Source organism: Larkinella knui (assembly GCF_003858645.1).
GTDB classification, from domain to species: Bacteria; Bacteroidota; Bacteroidia; order Cytophagales; family Spirosomataceae; genus Larkinella; species Larkinella knui.
On record NZ_RQJP01000002.1, the window covers coordinates 745,393 to 766,567 of the forward strand.

At 49.7% G+C, this 21,175-nt stretch carries 17 protein-coding genes, 1 pseudogene and 1 riboswitch; of the genes and pseudogenes, 9 read left to right on the plus strand and 9 right to left on the minus strand.

What is annotated here, in order from left to right; translation table 11 throughout:
• The first annotated feature begins 151 nt into the window (after positions 1–151).
• Positions 152–901, plus strand: coding sequence for a hypothetical protein (locus EHT87_RS11925; RefSeq protein WP_124906846.1), 750 nt, complete (start codon positions 152–154; stop codon positions 899–901).
• A 489-nt stretch (positions 902–1,390) separates the two neighbouring features.
• Here EHT87_RS11925 and EHT87_RS11930 read toward each other — a convergent pair whose 3' ends face one another.
• Positions 1,391–1,825 carry a DUF1810 domain-containing protein gene (locus tag EHT87_RS11930; RefSeq protein ID WP_124906847.1) on the minus strand — a complete coding sequence of 145 codons (435 nt, stop codon included), beginning with the start codon at positions 1,823–1,825 and terminating at the stop codon, positions 1,391–1,393.
• A 223-nt stretch (positions 1,826–2,048) separates the two neighbouring features.
• Between EHT87_RS11930 and EHT87_RS11935 the strand changes: the two genes are divergently transcribed.
• The 3 genes from EHT87_RS11935 to EHT87_RS11945 all read left to right on the plus strand — a co-directional run bounded on the left by EHT87_RS11935 (position 2,049) and on the right by EHT87_RS11945 (position 5,233).
• Entirely contained in the window at positions 2,049–2,423 is a 375-nt protein-coding gene (locus EHT87_RS11935) for a T9SS type A sorting domain-containing protein (RefSeq protein ID WP_124906848.1), read from the plus strand.
• A 480-nt stretch (positions 2,424–2,903) separates the two neighbouring features.
• Positions 2,904–3,995 (plus strand): SDH family Clp fold serine proteinase, encoded by a 1,092-nt coding sequence (locus EHT87_RS11940; protein ID WP_262707748.1) that lies wholly within the window; start codon positions 2,904–2,906, stop codon positions 3,993–3,995.
• An 899-nt stretch (positions 3,996–4,894) separates the two neighbouring features.
• Positions 4,895–5,233, plus strand: a complete 339-nt coding sequence (locus EHT87_RS11945; RefSeq protein WP_124906850.1) for a response regulator transcription factor — start codon at positions 4,895–4,897, stop codon at positions 5,231–5,233.
• 36 nt (positions 5,234–5,269) lie between these two features.
• Here EHT87_RS11945 and EHT87_RS11950 read toward each other — a convergent pair whose 3' ends face one another.
• Positions 5,270–5,794 (minus strand): DUF423 domain-containing protein, encoded by a 525-nt coding sequence (locus EHT87_RS11950; RefSeq protein ID WP_124906851.1) that lies wholly within the window; start codon positions 5,792–5,794, stop codon positions 5,270–5,272.
• Between the two features lie 28 nt (positions 5,795–5,822).
• Between EHT87_RS11950 and EHT87_RS31840 the strand changes: the two genes are divergently transcribed.
• The gene (locus EHT87_RS31840; RefSeq protein WP_374756028.1) at positions 5,823–5,990 is read left to right on the plus strand and encodes a 2Fe-2S iron-sulfur cluster-binding protein; all 168 of its coding nucleotides are present in this window, start codon (positions 5,823–5,825) and stop codon (positions 5,988–5,990) included.
• Here EHT87_RS31840 and EHT87_RS11955 read toward each other — a convergent pair.
• Positions 5,932–6,183: pseudogene (locus EHT87_RS11955) on the minus strand (PadR family transcriptional regulator); the annotation flags it as partial. The gene EHT87_RS31840 and the pseudogene EHT87_RS11955 sit on opposite strands and share 59 nt — an antisense overlap.
• Positions 6,184–6,349: 166 nt before the next feature.
• Between EHT87_RS11955 and EHT87_RS11960 the strand changes: the two are divergent.
• On the plus strand, positions 6,350–6,718 hold the full coding sequence (locus EHT87_RS11960) for a hypothetical protein (protein WP_221622012.1): 369 nt from the start codon (positions 6,350–6,352) through the stop codon (positions 6,716–6,718).
• Here EHT87_RS11960 and metH read toward each other — a convergent pair.
• The 3 genes from metH to EHT87_RS11975 form a co-directional block, all read right to left on the minus strand.
• A complete protein-coding gene (metH, locus tag EHT87_RS11965; protein ID WP_374756029.1) occupies positions 6,643–10,410 on the minus strand; it encodes a methionine synthase in 3,768 nt (1,255 codons plus the stop codon). The two genes, EHT87_RS11960 and metH, sit on opposite strands and share 76 nt — an antisense overlap.
• Positions 10,411–10,575: 165 nt before the next feature.
• A riboswitch (SAM riboswitch) is annotated at positions 10,576–10,683 on the minus strand.
• A gap of 83 nt (positions 10,684–10,766) precedes the next feature.
• Entirely contained in the window at positions 10,767–11,132 is a 366-nt protein-coding gene (locus EHT87_RS11970) for an SxtJ family membrane protein (protein ID WP_229321008.1), read from the minus strand.
• Positions 11,133–11,415: 283 nt separating this feature from the next.
• Positions 11,416–13,278, minus strand: coding sequence for a carbamoyltransferase family protein (locus EHT87_RS11975; RefSeq protein WP_124906855.1), 1,863 nt, complete (start codon positions 13,276–13,278; stop codon positions 11,416–11,418).
• Positions 13,279–13,461: 183 nt separating this feature from the next.
• Between EHT87_RS11975 and EHT87_RS11980 the strand changes: the two genes are divergently transcribed.
• Both EHT87_RS11980 and EHT87_RS11985 read left to right on the plus strand, forming a co-directional pair.
• Complete coding sequence (locus EHT87_RS11980; RefSeq protein WP_124906856.1) at positions 13,462–14,352, plus strand: Ppx/GppA phosphatase family protein; 891 nt, start codon at positions 13,462–13,464, stop codon at positions 14,350–14,352.
• 45 nt (positions 14,353–14,397) lie between these two features.
• On the plus strand, positions 14,398–15,339 hold the full coding sequence (locus tag EHT87_RS11985; RefSeq protein ID WP_124906857.1) for a GNAT family N-acetyltransferase: 942 nt from the start codon (positions 14,398–14,400) through the stop codon (positions 15,337–15,339).
• A gap of 55 nt (positions 15,340–15,394) precedes the next feature.
• Here EHT87_RS11985 and EHT87_RS11990 read toward each other — a convergent pair whose 3' ends face one another.
• Genes EHT87_RS11990 through EHT87_RS12000 form a run of 3 tightly spaced genes read right to left on the minus strand, consistent with a single transcriptional unit; the run spans position 15,395 to position 19,672 of the window.
• Positions 15,395–16,420, minus strand: coding sequence for a glycoside hydrolase family 43 protein (locus EHT87_RS11990; protein ID WP_124906858.1), 1,026 nt, complete (start codon positions 16,418–16,420; stop codon positions 15,395–15,397).
• Positions 16,421–16,429: 9 nt separating this feature from the next.
• Entirely contained in the window at positions 16,430–17,359 is a 930-nt protein-coding gene (locus tag EHT87_RS11995; protein ID WP_124906859.1) for a D-2-hydroxyacid dehydrogenase, read from the minus strand.
• A 48-nt stretch (positions 17,360–17,407) separates the two neighbouring features.
• A complete protein-coding gene (locus tag EHT87_RS12000; protein ID WP_124906860.1) occupies positions 17,408–19,672 on the minus strand; it encodes an FG-GAP-like repeat-containing protein in 2,265 nt (754 codons plus the stop codon).
• Positions 19,673–19,774: 102 nt separating this feature from the next.
• Here EHT87_RS12000 and EHT87_RS12005 point away from each other — a divergent pair, with 102 nt between their 5' ends.
• Positions 19,775–21,061 (plus strand): UDP-N-acetylmuramoyl-tripeptide--D-alanyl-D-alanine ligase, encoded by a 1,287-nt coding sequence (locus EHT87_RS12005; RefSeq protein WP_124906861.1) that lies wholly within the window; start codon positions 19,775–19,777, stop codon positions 21,059–21,061.
• Positions 21,062–21,175 lie beyond the last annotated feature (114 nt).

Sequence of the window (21,175 nt, forward strand, 5' to 3'; positions counted from 1 at the left end):
CCACCTTAAACGATTTGTTCCCTCTCATTAATTGGATATAAATTCCGAAAATGAGGTTTTTTTCAAATTAATGAGAAGATAATAAATACAACACATTAATTATTAATGCTCCTATATTCTGTTGATCCAGAGTAACGAAATACTCTATAAAATGACAAGTGTTTTAAAAAACAAGGTAACACCTCAGAACCCACTCGGCATTATTGCGCTATTTGTATTTTTTATAGAAGCTATTGCCACGGTTTCGCTTGGATTAGTCGCAACAACACCATATGTAATATATTTAATATGGTTCATTATTATTTACCCAACTTTTATAGCTATTGCCTTTTTTGTGCTTCTTTGGCTTAAAAGAGAGGCTCTCTACAGTCCGGGAGATTATCGCGACGATACAACATTTAAAGAAATTCTACTTCAAAAGGTGGCTGTCATTGAGGCTAAACAGGATGCGGCAACTATTACCTCCTCAACCAATATAGATGAGATTATAAGAACTGTCGATCGTCTGATTGCACTCAATGATATATACTCTGCAGTTAATGTGGGAAGAACTTTTTTTAAAGAAGGAGAATTTGAAATGGGACTAAAATTATTTGATTATTTAAAGTCTAAAATTTCACCTTTCCATGATTCTTATTATAAAATACTTTCAAACCGAGCTTACTCTCTTATTGGTATAGATAAATTTCAAGATGCAATTGATCAATTGAACGAATTACGCAATATCCACGAAGATAAATTTATGGTATGGCATTCTATAGCTCTCGCTTATGCATATTATAAAATAGGAAATCAACAATACTACCGCCAATGGTTAGATTATTCCCGTAAAATAAAGGAATTTCAAAGAGGCCAAGATTTCTTTAAAAAACTTTATCCAGAGATAGCCGATGATTTGTGATTTTGTATCAAAAATGGGCAAAATTTTTAAATTAAAAATTAATTAAACTTCACCAATAAGACATTGCCTTGTGATAGAACTAATTGAGATTATTCATCCATCTTCTACCTGGTTTGCAAACAATTATCCTACCTCTTAAAAGGCGATAATTGAGCTAATATACACTATTAAAAGTTTACGAGCTGGATACTAATTAAAGAATAAAACGCGGTTATTTTAATTTTATATAGATATCTAACTATTATCTCTATATTAAAGCCAACCGCAAATAACCGCTTCTCAGAACACTTCCCCAAGAAATATGAGCTACAGGTAAAATCGAGTTGACCTGTCTTTCAATTTGAAAGCACGCTATTATGGAATAAGCATCCCATTGGCTGGAAGAGTTATCTAGGTAGCGGTTGTCGCTGAATAACGGGAATGAAAACGGTCCTTAGGGTATGACACTGGGTTGTAGAGCCAGTAAGGTAAGAAACGTGCCGGTGACTGCTATCCTTCGCGAGCTCGAACTAGTTCAACGGTTCGCGGATCCATCAAGCCATTAAAGTACTTGTCCAAAACCGCCTGAAAGACTGGATTGGTGTTTTTTGACAAACCAAACAAGGTCATACTTGACCGAAGCTTTAAATCATCCGGACTGCCCAGAATCTGGTTAGCGGTTTTTCCAACTACACCCAGTAGGGCATTGGAAATTTCTAGTAACCGACTACCCAGAACGGGATGATCCAGATACGCCAGGGCTTCTTTCAGGTTGTGAATCGCGTAAAACCGAGCCATTTCACTATAGCCCAGGCCCGAAAGTTGAGGAAAGATGTACCACATCCAGTGGCCTTGCTTCCGGCCATTTTTGATTTCAGTCAGGGCTTGAGAATAAACCGGTTGTTGAGCGTCCAAAAACCGTTTTAAATCGTAATCTGCTTTCATCGGTATACTTATTCTGGCCGACACAACGGCCCAAGAGTGGAAATTGAAAGACCTCAATAACCGTATAAACGCCTTTTTCTTAAATCTGTTGAATCATTAATGTATTCCCCTCCCACCCTTTCCCAAAAGTAACAGGAGTTGACTCATTTGTGACAGCTTTTCCGGGCGTTGAAGCCGACCTTTGATTCATTCAAACGGACACAAAAACTAACCTTCATACGCCATGAAAACGCTCATCAACTCCCTGCTCGTTGCCTTTACCTTAACAGCTATTACCTTCTCGGCTTCTTTGGCTGAAAGCGACAAACTCATTGGAAAGCCCAAGAACGCAGCCGCTTTTCAAAGCAGCATGTACACCACCAATGCAGGCAAGGTTCAGATTGCCGTCAATAAGCAAACCGGCGGGAAAGTGGAGGTTCGACTCACCAACAGCGCCGGCAAAGAGGTCTTCGTGCAATCGATTGGCAAACGCCAGGAAGCCGCCCGGCTGCGGCTGGATGTCAGCGCCCTGCCCGACGGGGTTTATCAGGTAGCCATCAGCAATGGCATTGAGACCACCACCCAGGAATTGACGCTGGCCACCACCCCGGTGACCTAGGCGTCTCCCCGCCTGGTGGCCTTCAACTAAATCTGACTCGTTCTTGCTTACATCAAAAGGCTAATTCTATCCGGAATTGGCCTTTTGATGTAAGCATTAATCGATTAATATAGTACCTTATTCCATCAAGCTATTGAACCAAACCTGTGAATTTTGTGGCTACATGACTCAAATGAGTATTTGTGTAAATGAGTTTTTAGTAGGGTAGACTTGTCAAAAGCTTAAATATAAAAGTCTGAAGTCGTTCCGTAGAAAAATTGGGTCGTTTTTCAAACCGATAAGTTCGATCTATTCTGTTCTATATAGTTTTTTTAGGTAATGATATACTTAATCGACCCAGTATGCTGTATGATTAGTGATGCATATATACTTTGTCTGTTTACAGTTAAAAAGGGGAAATAAGTCCTCAGAATGAACAATGTAAATCTTTATATGCCGATCACTAAATAAGGATTGTTTTGATCATATTTAATCCTGATTTTGTGCTGTATCCTAAATCTTTACTCTATGTTGGTTAATAGGCTAAATAGCTATCAGAAATTAGAAGAACTTCGACAATCAAAACTTATCGTTTATGTGACTGGTGATCGACCAGGATTAGAAACGCAGATTTCGCCGGAAATTTTAGAGTATTTTGTTCGCCATCTTGATAATCTACAGAATTCTGATAAAATCTCCCTGTTTCTATATACTCGCGGTGGAGACACAATGGCTGCATGGAGTCTCATTAATCTTATCAAACAGTTCTGTAAAGAGTTTGAAGTCATAATCCCATCAAAAGCTCGAAGTGCAGGAACGTTGATTTCTTTAGGAGCGAATAAGATAGTAATGACCAAGCAGGCTACTCTAGGGCCTATTGACCCTAGCTTGAATACACCACTTAATCCGCAGAATCCTGCTTTTCCCCAAAACCCTCAGGCTAGATTACCAGTTAGTGTTGAATCAATTAGGGGGTATATTGATTTAGCAAAACAGGAACTTGGAGTCCAGAGTGAAAATAACCTAACCAATATTTTCTTACATTTGTCAAACTTTGTACATCCGTTGGTATTAGGAGATACTTATCGTGTCAGGACCCAGATAAAGACTTTGTCCCGAAAATTAGTAGCTCAGCATACCACTGATGGTGAACAAATTGAAAAAATAGTTTCATTTCTATGCTCCGATTCAGGTAGCCATGATTATCCCATTTATCGTAGGGAAGCAAGAGATGAGCTGGGATTAAACATTGAGAAACCCAATGATGAGCTATATTCTGTAATAGATGAAGTATTTACTTCAATTCAAGAGGAGCTTGAATTATTGAATATGTTCGACATTGGCACAATAGTAGGGAATCACAATTCGGTCAATTATTCATTTAGAAGGGTTTTAATTGAAAGTATTGTAGGCGGAACAGATGTTTTTGTTTCAGAAGGAATGCTGATCAAAAGCCAATTCCCCGTTCAACCTCAATTCCAAAATGGTCCCGCGACGTTTAGAACTGTTTTTGAAGACAATAGAACATTTGAGGGATGGAAGTATGAACCCTCTCAAAAACAAGAAATTGCACAACCGGAAGTCTCAGTATAGAATAATGCTGATAGAGAAGCTAAAAAAGCTATAACCTTTCGTTAATCACACTAACACTATGAAACACTTGACATTCAGCACTAAATCTTCTGCATCTGCTAATTATTCAACACCGTTGTCGAATAACAGCAATTTAGTTTCTCCGACATTATCCGCCAAGACAGACAACTTGTCTTATTACATCAAAAATAATCAAATAACTAAAGATTCGCTATCACCTAGTCCGATTCATATTCTGGAGAATGACGCCCCCGCCCCTATTGAATAGTGTATCTATAGCTTGCTAGAGTAAACTTAAGCCCGCCCGAACAAGGCGGGCTTTTTACTGTCATTAAAGGTCTGACTATAAATACATTTTATACTTTAATAAGAACTTTCTTTCAAAGATTAAGGTATGATTTCAGAAAGCAATTCAACAATGAAGTAGACAATACTTAGTATTTGGACCTCATTTGTACCTACTCGGTCATAAATAATAAATATTAGGCTTATTTTCAGTACATTAACTAACATTCTCACTTTCTGTATTGGAAAGTAACCCTATATTCCCAAAACCAACATTGGTAGCAGGCTTGTAAAGCTACTATGGAACTTCTGGTTACGGCTGCCATCATCAATTTGAGGCTGCATTTGCCTATTTTAAGGAGCGAATTCGCGCAAACCCCCAGGCAAGCATTGCGTATCTCTACCGGGCCCGTTGCCTCAGAAGGCGCGGGGATTCGATGGCGGCTCTGGCGGATTTAGAAACCGGTAGGCCAGGCCGACTGAACTCGTTTCAAATTCGCGACAGCCGCATTGAAGACCTGCTTGGCCGGTCGCCGATCCAACTGGAAAACAAGGCAATCCGCGAGCAACTCGACGACTAGGTCGTGTGTTGACTGGCCCCTGACCTGCCGATTATGATTTTCACCATCATGACCGAGTACGCCTTCGCCAAGCGGTATTTACAATTAGGCATCAAGGGCTATATCAGCAAGCAAGCCGAGGACGCCGAAATTCGGAAAGCCGTCCATACTATTTTGTGCGGAAAACTCAGTGTTTGTCCTGAATTGCAGGATAAAATAAAGGAGGATAACCACTACAGCAGGGAACTGGACCCGTTTGATGTGTTGCCGAATCGGGAACTGGAAATTGCTTTTCACCTCGTGCGGAGCAAATCCGTCAGCCACATTGCCGATACGCTGAACGTTCACACTCGACGGTCGGTACCCACAAAGCCCGGATTTTGGACAAACTAAAAGTCGATACTGTACTGGTTATGAAAGATTTTGCTACTACCGAACGACTCGGTATTTTTGCTGGATCCGTTGGTGAATACATGTGCCGACGGCATACGAAAAACTGAGCAGGCCAACCAGCCAAACCGCCCCCCAAACGCTCAGATACGACCATTTACCGGCGCTAAAAATGGTTAACAAAGCCATCAGCATCAACACCAGCCCGACGGTCATCAGCATGGCCGTACGCAAAGAGGTCCGGTATTCCTGCCGCAAGTCATACGCGCCGTAGGCTTTATTCCGAAACTGGAACACAATATCATCCAGATCCGCCTGCCGCAGTTGGTCTTCGTTCATGGTTAGCTCAATCTGGTACGTTTTGCGCAGGTATTTGACGGCTTTGGCGTTCGCTTCGAGCTGCACTTTATCCAGAGCCGTTTCAAACGGTAGACCAATCCACATGTAATGCTCCACCTCACAAGCCAGGTGATCGAGGAGTTCTTCGAACAACGCTTCGTCCGTGCCGTTCAAGACCAGATGGCGATATAGGATTTCTACTTGTTGCGGGTTGAGCTTTTCCATAGGATATCGGGTTTAACGGCTGATCGTTTTGAATTTTAGTGGCCCAGCGACAAAGCCGGAACCGGTTGCAATAGAGCCTTCATCACTTCAACAAAGCGCTCGAAGTCAGACACTTTCTGGAGTGCCGTTTCATTGCCGCTCGGGGTCAGCGTGTAGTATTTGCGCAACCGCCCATCGACTTCTACCGACTCCGTAATCAATAAGCCCTCCTGTTGCAATTTGTGTAAAACCGGGTATAACGCGCCAAACGTCAGAATGACTTCGCCCTGCGTCCGCTCTTTTACGGATTGCGTAATTTCATACCCGTACATCCGGCCCCGTTCGGTCAGCAGTTTCAACACAATTGTCTTCAGAGTTCCCCGCAAAAATTCATTGCCTGATGGTTCCATTCTAACAGAAAATAGATCGTTAACTGATTTGTATGAAGTGAATATATAAAAGATTCTAATATATACCAAAAGATGGAGAAATTTTATTAAAAAAATCCGGCACCCAATTCGCCCAACCCCGAAGGGGTGCCATCATTAGCCCCGGATGCAATCCGGGGGATATTAGATGGTACCGCAGGAGTACAACCCTGAAAGGGTTGAATATTGCAATGGGTATTCAACCCTTTCAGGGTTGTGTGGACGCGTATTTTCGCGTGCGCCCCGGATTGCATCCGGGGTTAATGATGATACCCCTTCGGGGTTGGACGATCGGGGCGTGATGACCTCTCCGAATCGTCGGCATTGGAATCCGGGCATGGGCATCATCATTGGACCCCGGATTGCATCCGGGGCTAATGATGATGCCCCTTCGGGGTGGGGAGGAGCGAATCAGGTGTTGGGTGTGGGTCGGCGGTCGGCTTACGCGTCGTACGACAAAACCGGTGCCAGCCAGCGTTCGACATCGTCGACGCTCATATTCTTGCGGTGGGCATAATCGAGCACCTGATCCTTGTTAATTTTACCGACGGCGAAATACCGCGACGACGGATGCGAGAAGTAAAAACCGCTCACCGACGAAGCCGGATACATGGCAAAACTTTCGGTCAATTGAATGTCGATTTGTGCGGCATCCAGCAACTCGAACAAGGTGGCTTTTTCGGTATGATCGGGGCAGGCCGGATAGCCCGGTGCCGGCCGAATGCCCTGGTATTCTTCTTTGATCAGGTCTTCGTTCGACAGTTTTTCATCCGTCGCATACGGCCAGAACTCCGTCCGAACCCGCTTGTGCATCAATTCGGCGAAGGCTTCCGCCAGGCGGTCGGCGATGGCCTTGATCATGATGCTGTTGTAATCGTCGTGATCCCGCTCGAATTCTTCAATCAACTTCTCGATGCCAATCCCCGCCGTTACGGCAAAACCGCCGATGTAATCCGTGCGGCCCGTTTCGATCGGTGCCACAAAATCCGACAGGCAGAAGTTGGGCAAACCGGGGGCTTTCTGGTTTTGCTGACGAAGGAAGTGCAGCACGGTTTTGGTATCGTAAACCAACTCGCCCGTCGATTTACGCTCGTCGGGATTTGAACGGTCCGACGAGCGCGGGCCGAACTCGGCCGAGCGATCCGCCATGTGGCTCAGTTTATACTCCAGATGCGTGTGGGAGCCGTGTCGTTCGCAGGGAATCTCGCGAACAATTTCCTCAAACTCGTGCAGCAGAACATCATCTTCGGCCGAATTGGCCGGATAAAAACCAACCACGGCTTTGGCCGTCAGCAGTTTTTCATCGATCACTTTCTGCAAAAGCCGTTTGGCATCTTCAAATACCTTCTTTGCTTCAGCGCCAACCACCTCATCGGTCAGAATCGCCGGGTATTTCCCGTGCAGTTCCCAGGTCTGGAAAAACGGTGTCCAGTCGATGAACTCCGCAATTTCTTTCAGGGAATACTCGTGGAAATAGCGGTTTCCCAGAAACAGCGGTTTTACCGGCTCAAACTCCGTCCAGTCGATAACGGTTTTGTTCTTCCGGGCCACATCGATCGTCAGCGTTTTTTTATCCTGTTTGCGTCTGGCGTGGTCCGCCCGGAGTTTGGTATACTCGTCTTTGAATTCGCGGAAAACCAGATCGCGCGTACTTTCCTGTTCGCTGATGAGCCGTCCGGCCACGGGCACGCTCCGGCTGGCATCCAGCACATGCACCACCGGCCCCGAATAATGGGGGTCGATCTTGACGGCGGTGTGAATGCGTGAGGTGGTGGCCCCACCGATCAGCAGCGGCATTGTGAATCCCTGGCGCTCCATTTCTTTCGCCACACCCACCATTTCATCGAGCGAGGGCGTAATCAAACCGCTCAGCCCAATGATATCGACGTTGTGTTTTTTGGCTTCTTCCAGAATTTTCTGGGTCGGCACCATCACGCCCAGATCAATAATTTCGTAATTGTTACAGCCCAAAACCACGCCAACGATGTTTTTGCCAATGTCGTGAACATCGCCCTTGACGGTGGCCATCAGGATTTTTCCGGCAGCCCGGGCTCCTACCGACTTGCTGGCTTCGATAAAGGGAAACAGATACGCAACGGCTTTTTTCATCACCCGCGCCGACTTCACCACCTGCGGCAGGAACATTTTTCCCGCCCCAAACAGATCACCGACCACGTTCATTCCGTCCATCAGCGGCCCTTCGATCACCTCGATGGGTCGTTCGTATTGCAACCGGGCTTCTTCGGTATCCTGATCGATGTAATCCGTAATCCCGCGAACCAGCGCATGTTTTAGCCGTTCGTTGACCGGTTCAAGCCGCCAGCTTTCGTCCTGAACGATGGCTTTTCCTTTGGCTTTGACGGTTTCCGCAAAATCGACCAGCCGTTCGGTGGCGTCGGGACGGCGGTTGAGCAACACGTCTTCGCAGCGTTCGAGGAGGTCTTTCGGAATGTCGTCGTAAACGCCCAGCTGACCGGCATTGACGATGCCCATGTCCATCCCGGCTTTGATGGCGTAGTACAGAAAAACCGAGTGCATCGCTTCCCGCACCACATCGTTGCCCCGAAAGGAGAACGAAATATTGGAAACCCCGCCACTGACTTTGGCAAGCGGCAGGTTTTGTTTAATCCAGCGCGTGGCATTGATGAAATCGACGGCGTAGTTATTGTGTTCCTCGATTCCGGTTGCCACGGTCAGGATGTTGGGATCGAAAATGATGTCCTGCGCCGGAAAACCCACTTTATCGACTAGAATCCGGTAGGCGCGTTCGCAGATTTCAATCCGCCGTTCATAGCTGTCGGCCTGACCGGTTTCGTCGAACGCCATCACCACCGCAGCGGCTCCGTAGCGTTTAACCAGGTTGGCGCGTTCGATAAACGCTTCCTCGCCTTCTTTCAGCGAAATCGAGTTTACAATCGCCTTTCCCTGCACGCATTTCAGGCCGGCTTCAATCACTTCCCACTTCGACGAGTCGATCATGATCGGCACCCGGGCAATGTCGGGTTCGGCGGCAATCAGGTTCAGGAAGGTCGTCATCACCTCCACCGAATCCAGCATGCCTTCGTCCATGTTTATATCGATCACCTGCGCGCCGTTCTCGACCTGCTGACGCGCCACCGACAAAGCCGCATCGTAATCACCGGCCCGGATTAGACGGGCAAACGCTTTGGACCCCGTCACGTTGGTACGTTCGCCGACGTTGACAAAGTTGGTCAATTCCGTAATTTTCAACGGTTCCAGACCACTGAGTTTCTGGTACGGTTCGGCCTGTGGTTTCGGGCGGGGCGGATATTTCGAAATGGCCCGCGCAATGGCCTGAATGTGATCGGGTGTCGACCCGCAACAACCCCCGACGATGTTGACAAAACCGTCTTTCACAAAACCCTCGATCTGGGCCGCCATTTCTTCCGGCGACTGATCGTATTCGCCCATTTCGTTGGGCAAACCGGCATTTGGATACGCCGACGTAAAAAACGGAGCTTCTTTCGCCAGCGTCTGTACATACGGCCGCAGCAATTCCGCCCCCATCGCGCAGTTCAGACCAATGCTGAGCAGCGGCAGGTGCGACACCGAATACAGGAAAGCCTCCGTCGTTTGGCCCGACAGGGTCCGGCCCGAAGCATCAGTAATCGTCCCCGAAACCATGATCGGCAACGGTGGCAGCCCTTTATCCGCAAAATATTTATCCACGGCAAACAACGCGGCTTTGGCGTTGAGCGTATCTGTGATGGTTTCAATCAATAGCAAATCCGCTCCCCCTTCCACCAGTCCGGAAACCTGGGTATAAAACGCGTCGACGAGTTGATCGAACGTAATGGCGCGATAACCGGGATTGTTCACATCGGGCGACATGGACGCCAGCCGGGTGGTCGGCCCCATGGCGCCGGCCACAAACCGCGGTTTATCCGGATTCTGGCGGGTTACTTCCTCCGCTACTTCTTTGGCAATTTTGGCCGACTGGTAGTTCAGTTCATACACCAGTTCTTCCATGTGGTAATCGGCCATCGCCACCCACGTACCGCTGAAGGTATTGGTTTCGATGATGTCCGACCCCGCTTCCAGATATTGACGATGGATTTCCTTGATAATCTCCGGTTTGGTGATCGACAACAAATCGTTGTTGCCCTTCAAATCGTGGGGCCAGTCGGCAAAACGAGTTCCGCGATAGTCTTCCTCTTCCAGTTTATACCGTTGAATCATGGTACCCATGGCCCCATCGAGAATGAGGATACGCTGCTGAAGAAGGTCAGTTATTTTTTCCAAGTTGGTGTATTGATTAAGACTACAAACTACTGTATATCAGCCGTCTATAGCAGGCCGGTGCAACTACGACAATGCGGCTTATCGAAGAAAGGAAGCAGGGTGCAAGCTTTCAACTTATCTGTCCCCGTTTCCGGGGCGGAATTTGGCACCTTTTTCAGGGAGTATGAATGGTTGCCAAGACATCATCGGGTCCAATCCCTCCGTCTTTCTCGATAAGCGTTTTACAAAAATAGAAAAAGAGCCGGTCTTCGCCAAACCGATTCCGTCAGGAGAGAAACAGGCGGTTTTCCCAAAAAATTCCGTCACCAGGTATGTTCCAGATCTTCCTTCGTATAGGTATGGTTTCGTTCGTGGTAAAGCGATGCGTCCCGGGTCCGCTTGATCGACAACGGATTTTTGGCCGTAAGCCGGTAGAGGTACGCGATCGGAACCAAAACCACCCAAAACAAAACCGTCAGGATGATTTTACGGTTGATGATCCCCAGTATTTCCGCCAGTTTGAACCAGAGCCAGGCAATTCCGTTGCCCGCTGCCGGAATGAAAATACTCAGCAACCCGACAGCCGCTGCGGCATACAGCCCGTAAACGGATTTAAAGATTACATAGAAAACGACCAGACCGGTTACGATCACCAGTTGGGCTTTGACGCGATCTATTGGGTTCATCATTTATTCTTTAAAAGTTATCGCCCGCGGGTACCGTTATTGCTCGCGTGTCGCGAGTGATTTGTATTCACAGGGCCTCCGGCCCGACGCACTGCACCGTTGTCACGCTGTTGTCGCTCGCGTATCGCGAGTGACTTAATATTCAAGGGCCTCTGGCCCGGAGCTACATTATCAAAAAGCAATGCATCGGGCCGGAGGCCCTGTGAATATAAATCACTCGCGACACGCGAGCGATAACGGTGATGCTAGCGACAACAACGCCCTTGCAGGGTCTGGGGAAAAGGCATTAATCCAGCCCAAATTCCGACTTCCACTCGGTTTTTTCCGGCCAGGCAGGTTGGTATTTTTTGTCAAATATATAATTTCCGAGTACGAGATAATCCATTTCCGTCCGCATAAAACACCGGTAGGCGTCGTCCGGCGTGTTGACGATGGGTTCTCCGCGCACATTAAAACTGGTGTTGATCAACACCGCGCATCCCGTCCTTTTTTTGAACGCGTCGATCAATTGCCAAAACCGCAGGTTCGTTTCCCGGTGAACGGTTTGGATTCGGGCGGAAAAGTCGATGTGCGTAATTGACGGCAAATCGGAGCGTTGAAAGTACAGTTTTTCCCGTAACGAAAGGCCGTCATACTCAGCAGGCAGCGGTTTTCGGCGGTTTTCCCGAACCGGATGCACCAGCAACATATAGGGCGAAATCCCGTCGTAATTGAAGTATTGGCCACAGTCTTCGGCCAGAACCGCAGGCGCAAAAGGCCGGAATGATTCCCGGTATTTGATTTTCAGATTGAGTTTTTTCTGCATTCCGGCACTGCGCGGATCACCCAGAATGCTGCGCGCGCCCAACGCTCGCGGCCCAAATTCCATCCGTCCCTGCACCCAGCCCACTACGTTTTCGTTGGCCAGCAGCTGGGCGATATCGTCGGTCAGGTTGCCAAAATCGTCGTAATACGAATAAACCGCTTTGTATTTTTTTGCCATTAATTCCACCTCCAGATCGGAGAACGTCGGGCCGAGATAGGAGCCGCACAGGGCGTCGTCATTGTCATCAATATTTCGTTCTTTGCCGAAATAAACATAATAAGCGGCCAAAGCCGCCCCCAACGCACCGCCCGCATCGCCCGCAGCGGGCTGAATGAAGATCCTTTTAAAAATACCGGATTTTTGTAATTTTCCGTTGGCCACGCAGTTGAGCGCCACCCCGCCCGCCAGCACCAGATTTTCGGTATGCGTCAACCGTTGAGCCTCACGGGCCATCGTGATCACCACCTCCTCCGTCACCCGCTGGATCGCCAGACCCAGGTTGCAGTGCGCCGGTTTTAGCTCGTCTTCAGGCTTGCGTTTAGGGAACCCGAACAGGGTTTCCCACTTTTTTTCGTGCACCATCCGCAGCCCCGTCGCGTAATCAAAATAGTTTTGGTCGAGCCAGAGGGACCCATCGTCTTTGATCTCCACCAGCTTCGTTTTGATCAGATCGACGTACCGGTCCACCTCCGGGGAATGGGGGTCGCCATACGGGGCCAGGCCCATTAGTTTGTATTCGCCGGAGTTGACGCGAAAGCCCAGAAAATAGGTGAACGCCGAATACAACAATCCCAGCGAATGCGGAAAATGCAGTTCTTTCAAAACCGTAATGGTCGATCCTTCGCCCAAACCGATCGAAGCCGTTGCCCACTCGCCCACCCCGTCGATGGTCAGAATGGCGGCTTTTTCAAACGCGGAAGGGTAAAACGCACTGGCCGCGTGCGACAAATGGTGTTCGGGAAACAGCAGCTTTACCGGCTTTTTGGAATCGTAGCCCAGCTTTTTCAGTTCGTCCCGCAGAAGTCGTTTCAGGAACAATTTATCCTTCATCCAAATCGGCATGGCCATCAGAAACGACCGTAATCCCCGCGGAGCAAAGGCGTAATACGTTTCCAGCAACCGCTCGAATTTCAGCAGCGGTTTGTCGTAGAAGACAATGGCATCCAGTTCGTTCAGGGTCGTTCCGCCGTATTCCAGGCAAAAACGAACGGCGTTGGCCGGAAAACCGGCATCGTGTTTCTTGCGCGTAAATCGTTCTTCCTGCGCAGCCGCCACAATTCGTCCGTCTTCGACCAAAGCCGCGGCTGAATCGTGGTAAAAGGCGGAAATTCCTAAAATCAGCATGTGAAGTAAAGCGTGACAACCCGCCAACGGGCGCTAAAGTTAAGCTTGTTCCCCCAATATCAAATACGGTTTTGGGGGCAATGTGATCCGGACAACCGTACTATAGAAAAGCCGTCGTATTTCGTGTGGGGATGTAAATTCAGTATATTTGGGCATTACAGTACCACTTTTCCCAACTTCACTTTGAAAATTGCTGCAATCGATATCGGCTCCAACGCGGCCCGGCTTCAGATCTCCACGGTTCTGCACGTCGACGACGTGGTGAGTTTTAAGAAGGTCGAGTACGTTCGTTTTCCGCTTCGGCTGGGTCACGATGTGTTCAATTTCGGAGAAATTACGCCCGAAAGTGAAGTCCGCACCAACAAACTGATGCAGGTTTACAAGCTGTTGATGGAACTCCACGAAGTGGAAGACTATATGGCCTGCGCGACCTCTGCGATGCGGGAAGCGGTGAATGGTCACAAAGTAGCCACCCGAATCAAGGAACTAACCAGCATCGACATTCACATCATCGACGGCCAGAAAGAAGCCGAACTGATTAACAATGTGGTGGTTCAGGCACTCGACGAGCGGCAGTTTCTGCACATCGATGTCGGGGGCGGCAGCACCGAATTGAACCTGTATCTGAACCGGAAAAAAGTCAATTCGAAGTCGTTCAAAATCGGCTCGGTGCGCTTGCTGGAAGGAAAAGAAACCAAGGGTGCCTGGAACAAGATGAAAGAATGGGTGGAAGAAAACGTGCTGACCTCGCAGGAACTGGTGGCCGTCGGAACCGGCGGAAACATCAACAAGATCTTCAATCTGGTTGCGAAAGTTTCGGATACAACCACGCTGGCGGAAATTGAACGGATGCGGAATTACATCTCGGGCTACAGCCTGGAGGATCGGATCAACAAACTTCGCCTGAACGCCGACCGCGCCGACGTCATCATCCCGGCGGCCGATATTTACATTTCGGTCATGAAATGGGCGGGAGCCGATACCATTGTGGTGCCCGACCTGGGCCTGAAAGACGGCATTATTCAGTTGGTTTACGAACGCTGGCTCAAAAAGGAGCAAAAAAAGAAGAAATAGCCTGTTGGTTGTGAGAACCAGTTATTGCCCACTTTTTAACGGCCTGTGTACGACATTCTCCATGTAGAAAACCCGCTTCCGGAACAGTTTCCACCCTTCTTCCGTGACGGTTTTTTGTTTCTCAAGGCCCGGCATTTGCTCAACCAGCCGTGCCGACCACTCCACTATTTTGCCCTCCTCAATTCCGAAACCGGTCGGGTCGATGCACACAGTGCGGTTTTTATCCGCGATGGCTGGGCGGTCAGTCCGTGCGCAGCTTCGTTTGGATCGATCGAGTTTTCGGAGGATTTGCCCGACAAGGAACTAGGTCGGCTCGTGGACGCACTCGTGACGTATGGTAAACAATTACCAGTTCAGGGGCTTCGAATAGTAAATTATCCGGATTGCTATTTACCGCTTCAATCTCAGCGACTTAAAACCACCCTGGCGACTGCCGGCTTTGGGGTGACGTATGAAGAATTAAATCAACACCTGCCGGTTACGGGTCGTCCCTTTGCCAAACACCTGCATGCTGCCGAACGTCGACGACTTCGGAAATGCCGACAGGCTGGTTTTACGACTCAACTCTGGGAAAACCCGAACGTCGACGCGGTATTTGCCTTCATTCAGAAAGCCCGGTTGCGGAAAAACCTGCCGTTATCCATGACCAGCAAAGAGCTTGCCAATCTCTTAAACAAGTTCGGCGATGTCTGCCCGGTTTTTACGGTAAAAAATGGCGACCAGATCATTGCTTCCTGTCTGGGAATTCGGGTTTCGCCCGGTATTCTCTATTATTTTCTCCCGGCCGACCATGAAGCGTACCAGCAGTTTAGTCCGTCCGTGATGCTGGTTGAAAGCTTGTATGAATACAGTCAACAGCAGCAAATACCGTTGCTCGATCTGGGCATTTCGACCAGCCGGGGCGTTCGGAACGAGGGGTTGATTCGGTTTAAAGAACGTCTGGGCGCAGTGGAATCGGCGAAATTGGTGTTTGAAAAGACGTTTTGAAACCGATTGAAACCCGGCCTGGGTTAGCCGGGTTTATTTTACAGTAGCCGTGGGGTTATTTCGGAATCGGCAAGGTCACATCCGTGGAGAGCGGCTGACCGAATTGCGGCATTCCGTCGGCCGTCCACGTGAATTTCTGGGCTCTCGGTGAGCGATTGGTCCCGCAGCCTTGCCCCGGTTCGGGGTTGGCGTGGTATAAAATCCAGTCTTCCGTGCCGTTGGGTGATTTGAAAAAGGAGTTGTGCCCAGCCGCGTGCGTTCCCGAAACGTTCACTGCTTTGAATACCGGTTGTTTCTGTTTTTGCCAGTTTCCGGCGTCCAGTAAGTCTTTGTTGCCGTCCATGGAAAGCATTCCGAGGGCATAACTTTCCGTCCAGCAGCCGCTGGCGGAGTAGATGACAAACAGGCGGTTGCCTTTCCAGAGCGGTTGCGGGCCTTCATTGACCAGCACAACGGGTTTATCGTCGGGCCCTGGCCTGGGAATTTTACCATCGATTTCCCAGGCGTAAGTTGGTGAGGATATGCGGACCCGTTTGCCCGTGGCCGTCCACGGATTTTCCATCCGGCAAATGTAAATATCCTGTTCCCCGTTCTCGTCACCTTCCCACCCCGACCAAACCAGGTAGAGCTTCCCTTTGTATTCAAATAGAGAACCGTCAATGGCCCATTTATCGTCGGGCGTTTTGATCTGACCTTTCATCGTCCAGGTTCCTTCCAACGGATCAGCGGATGCGTTTTCCAACACCCACAGGCGGTGATTGCGGTTATGGCCATCGTCGGCTGCGAAAATCAGGTACCATTTCCCGCCAAGAAAATGCAGTTCGGGAGCCCAGATTTCCTTGGAATAGGGCCCGGTTGCGGGAGGAGTCCAGACCACTTTCTTTTCGGCGGTTTTCAGTTCGGCCAGTGAGCGGGTTTTCCAGAGCGTCAGGTTGCGGCCGGTGGTGTGCGTGTAATAATAGAAACCGTCTTTATGAATGCTCCACGGATCAGCGCCCGAAGGCAATAACGGATTCGACAACATCTGCCCGAAGCCGATGGATGTCGAGATGAAGAAGAAAAAAAGAAGCGTTTTTTGCATGAGAAAACATCAATACCCTTTCGACAAATCGACCTGATTTTCCAGTGGTTCCCCGTTCAGAAACCGGTTCAGATTCCGAATAAACTGATCCATTTTCCCTTTGTCTTCCGTGGCCTGGCCCCCACCGGTGTGCTGGGTCAGGATGACGTTTGGCATCGTCCACAACGGGTTGTCGACCGGAAGCGGCTCTACCTCCGTAACGTCCAATACCGCTCCGGCCAATTGACCACTTTCTAGTGCTCCGATCAGAGCCGTTTCGTCGGTGGTTGTTCCCCGTCCAATGTTGGCGTAGACGCTGCCGGTTTTCATGGCGGCAATCAGATCAGCCGAAAAAAAGCCTTTGGCGGTTCCAGGTAAGCAATTGACAACCAGATCGGTTTCGGGCAATGCGGCTTTCAGTTCTTCGGGTGTGTGCAGTTCCGCTTCGGGATTGGTTCGGGCCAGAAATTGAACGTCGCACTGAAAACCGGTCAGCATTTGCCGGACAGCCTGGCCGATCGTTCCCGATCCCAGAATGATAACTTTTTTGTTCCGGAGTAAGCCCAGTTTAAACCGCAGCGGTACGCCAATCCATTTCTTCTGCGTTTGCAATACCGCCAGTTCGTGGATGCCGCGGTAAAAAGCCAGAATACCGGCCACGATGGTTTCGGCGCAGGGCCAGGCGAAATAGTCGCCCATGTTCGTGACCGGCGCATCCAATTGAATTGCCTTGTAAGCATCGAACCCCGCGGAATCCAGCTGCCACCATTTCAGGTTAGTACCGCCCGAAAACCAGGCTACCGGCGGGTTGCCCAGCACCAGATCGGCGCGTTGAAAAGCCGCAGGCTGCTCGTTTTCCGGAAGATCTTTTTTGAATACAACGTCAAAGTCAGCCGGCACTTGCCCGCGGAAGTACGCTTTATCGGAATCGGTCAAGGGGGTATTTACAAAAACAATCATGCCAGGAGCGTTAGGTGTTTCATCGCAAAAGTAATGAAACAACCGTTTCTATTTCGACAAAACTACCTTCTGGTGCCGAACGGGCTGGCCTTCGCGCAGCAAACGGACGAGGTACACGCCAACCGGCAGATTCCCCAGATCAATCGTGGCTTCGGTATGAGCCTGCACCGCCAGCCGGGCCGTTACGGGTTGCCCCAGCAGGTTGAGGACCTGCACCACGCCGTTGTTGGGCGACTTTACCCGTAAAAACCGGTCGGTCGGACTGGGATAGACCCAGGGCAGCCTGGCTTCTTCCTCTTCCGTGCCGGTAATGATCACTTTTTCGGAGGTATTCCGGAGGTAACGAACCCCGCCGGTGCTTGTGCCGGCCAGCACTTCCGGCAAACCGTCGCCGTCGAGATCGGCGGCCGTTAGCGCCAGGTTGCCACCGGGGGTACCCTGATCCGCAGTCTGCGTCAATTCATTGATAACCAGCGTTGAATCCAGCAAGAGCATGGGGTTGGTGGGTTGGTCGGGCAGTTGGTAAAGTTTCATGATGCCATCACGGGTGCCGGTCAGTAGTTCAGGGCGCTGGTCGCCGTTGAGGTCAATCACCACAATGGATGGGCTGGTGGCGCCGGGTAAAACGTTGATCTGTCCGTAGTTCTGTTGCTGCAACGCGTATTTTGGTGCTGCCGCCGTACCGGTATTGCGGTGGTATTCAATCGAGCCGTTCTGTTTGCCGATCAGCAAATCGGTTTTTCCATCGCGGTCCACGTCAAACCAGGTTGGCATGTCGATGATCCCCAGCCGGTCGGGCGTCGGAATTTGCTGCACTTTCGTTGCGTCGAGTTGAAAAGCCGCACCCCGTCCGGCCTGATTCAGAATATACCGCATTTCCGGCGCCCGGTTGATCGAATTGCCGGTAAAGATCAGATCAAAGCTGTTGTTGCCGTCGATGTCGGCCACGGCGATTTTCAGATCCGTCAACAGAAACTGTTCGGAGAGTTTCAGGTAATCCGTGGTTCGTAGTTCAAAAGCCGGTTTACTTTTCGTACCGGTATTTTCAAAATGCGCAATGCTGGCCCGGTAGCCACTCGCCGACCGAACGCCCGCATTTCCTACCAGCAAATCCATATCGCCGTCGCCGTCCAGATCGGCCAGAACCGGGGTAGCGCCTTCGCCAAAATCGATCATGTCTTCCTGCAAAAAACTTTTACTACCATATTGAAAATTAGGCAGTTTGGCGGTTCCGGCATTTTTATAAAACCAGTTGGAAGCCCGAAAATCGATCAGATTGCCGTCATTCCCGTATGTGTTGGGCGAAGCCACAAGGTCTTTCAGGCCGTCGAAATCAAGGTCTTCGGCATACAGCGCCGGAAAGACATCGAATGAGATGGGATTGGTAGCCGGAAAGCGGTTGGTATAACTCGCAAAACGCGTGGAGGCTCCATTGCCGCCCACGTTGGTCAGCATCGAAACGTGCGGACAGGTGACGTGTGCCGTCAGCAAATCCTTGTTTCCGTCCCCGTCGACGTCGATCACCAGCATCGAATTGCCATTGTGTTTCACCCGCGCGCCCGCATTATCGCCCCCGGTTTCGTTGCCCACGTAAACGCAGTCCAGTCCAAACGTAAATTCGTCGCAGTCATCGTCACTTTTGAAATTGCCCCAGCAAAAACCGATTCGTTTGTAATCCAGCCCATTCGGGTCTTTTTTGCGTTCGACGCTCATATTCTGGTACAAATTCGCGGTTCCGCCGTTGATGTCATACGTCAGAATATCAATGTCGCCGTCGTTGTCCACATCCAGAATCGCCGGAATATCGACCGAGTTGATGTACAGATTCAGGGTTCCGGAGAGCCCTTCGTGGTAAACCGGGTCGGCGATGGTTTTCCACGATAATTTACCATTCGTTGCGGTATTTTGCAGAATCCGCAGGCCGCCGTTGGAGTGCGTAAACAGGTCTTTTCTACCGTCGTGGTCATAATCAACCAGCAGCATCCAGGTGCCGTAGGTGATGGCCGGAAACTGCTGTTCGTACTGCGGAGCATACCGCCACAAATAGCTCGCATTGGCCTGTTTTTCAGCCACAAACGTCATAATCCGACTGGTTTGCCGGTCATACAGGACCAGGTCCTGCACCGTGTCGGCGTTAAGCTGGATGGTGGAATATTGCGCCCCGTTGATGCCGCCCGCCCACGGATTGGTCAGGTTCCGGCCCACAATTTTGACCGTTGCTCCGGCCTCGTATCGAAACGAAAAGGAACCGCCGGTTTGCGCGCGGGCGATGTGAAGAATCAGAAAACAAAGTATGGTAAACAGCTTTTTCATGTAACTTTGGCCCATTAACCGCCTGACAGCGATCGACGCGCTGGCCGTGCGGTTAATTGATAACGAACAGACTCACAACGTTGGTTTACTTCTTTCCGGAAAATGGTTATATCCATTCCTGAATTGTACGATCGCTACCGCGAATGCGCGGGCGTATCGACCGATACCCGTAAAATTACAGAAGGTTGTCTGTATGTCGCACTCAAAGGCGATAAGTTCGACGGAAATTTATTCGCCAATGATGCGCTGGAAAAAGGTGCCCGCTACGCCCTGGTCGACAACCCCGATCTGGCCACGGATAATCGGTATTTGCTGGTCGATGACAGCCTGCTGGCGTTGCAGGAACTGGCTCGTTATCACCGGAATAGGCTAGGCATTCCGGTGATTGGCCTAACCGGATCGAACGGAAAGACCACCACCAAAGAACTGATCGCCAGTGTGCTATCGCGAAAATACCGGACGTACGCTACGCTGGGAAATCTCAACAACCACATCGGCGTTCCGCTCACGTTGTTAGGCATCGACGAAACGTACGAGATTGCTGTCGTGGAAATGGGTGCCAATCACCAGGGTGAGATCCGGTTGCTGTGCTCCATTGCCCAGCCCACGCACGGTTTGATTACAAACATCGGAAAAGCCCATCTGGAAGGTTTTGGCGGTGTGGAAGGCGTGCGGAAAGGCAAAGGCGAACTGTTCGATTTCCTGGCCACCACGGGCGGAACGGTTTTCGTGAACGCCCAAAGTGAGGTTTTGATGGCCATGTTTGCGGAACGGCTTTTTCGCGAGGCCGTTTTCTATCAGCTCACCGATCAATACGAAATTCTGACCGACAATCCAGTAGTGGTTTATAAAGACGAAGTGGGTCAGGTTGTAACGACGCATTTACCGGGTCGCTATAATTTCGACAACATGGCGGCTGCACTCTGTCTGGGGAAGTTTTTTGGCGTCCCGGCGGAGGCCGCAAACGAAGCCATTGCCAGTTATAACCCGACCAACAACCGCTCGCAGATCATTCGAAAGGGCAGCAACACCATTGTGATGGATGCTTACAATGCCAACCCGAGCTCGATGGCCGCGGCTATTCAGAACTTTATGAAACAGGATGCGGCTCATAAAGTGTTGATTCTGGGCGACATGTACGAACTCGGCGACGAAAGTCCGGCCGAACATGCCGCGTTGGGTGAGCTGATTGCGCAGGGCCGGTTCGATACCGTCATTCTGGCCGGAAAAGACATGCGGTATGCGCTGGGTGCGTTGCCGAAAGCGTATTATTTCCCCGACAAATTTTCGTTACACAACTGGATTATGGACAATCCGTTTCAAGACACGGCGATTCTGATCAAAGGTTCGCGGGGCATGGGGCTGGAGTCGGTTGTGCAGTTTTTGTGAAAGAATAACAGCCCACGGTTTTAACCGTGGGACCGAAGAAAACCGATTGGATTGATCCATTCAACCGTTTTAACGGTTTTTGATGATCTAAACGGTAAACCGTTAAAACCGTGG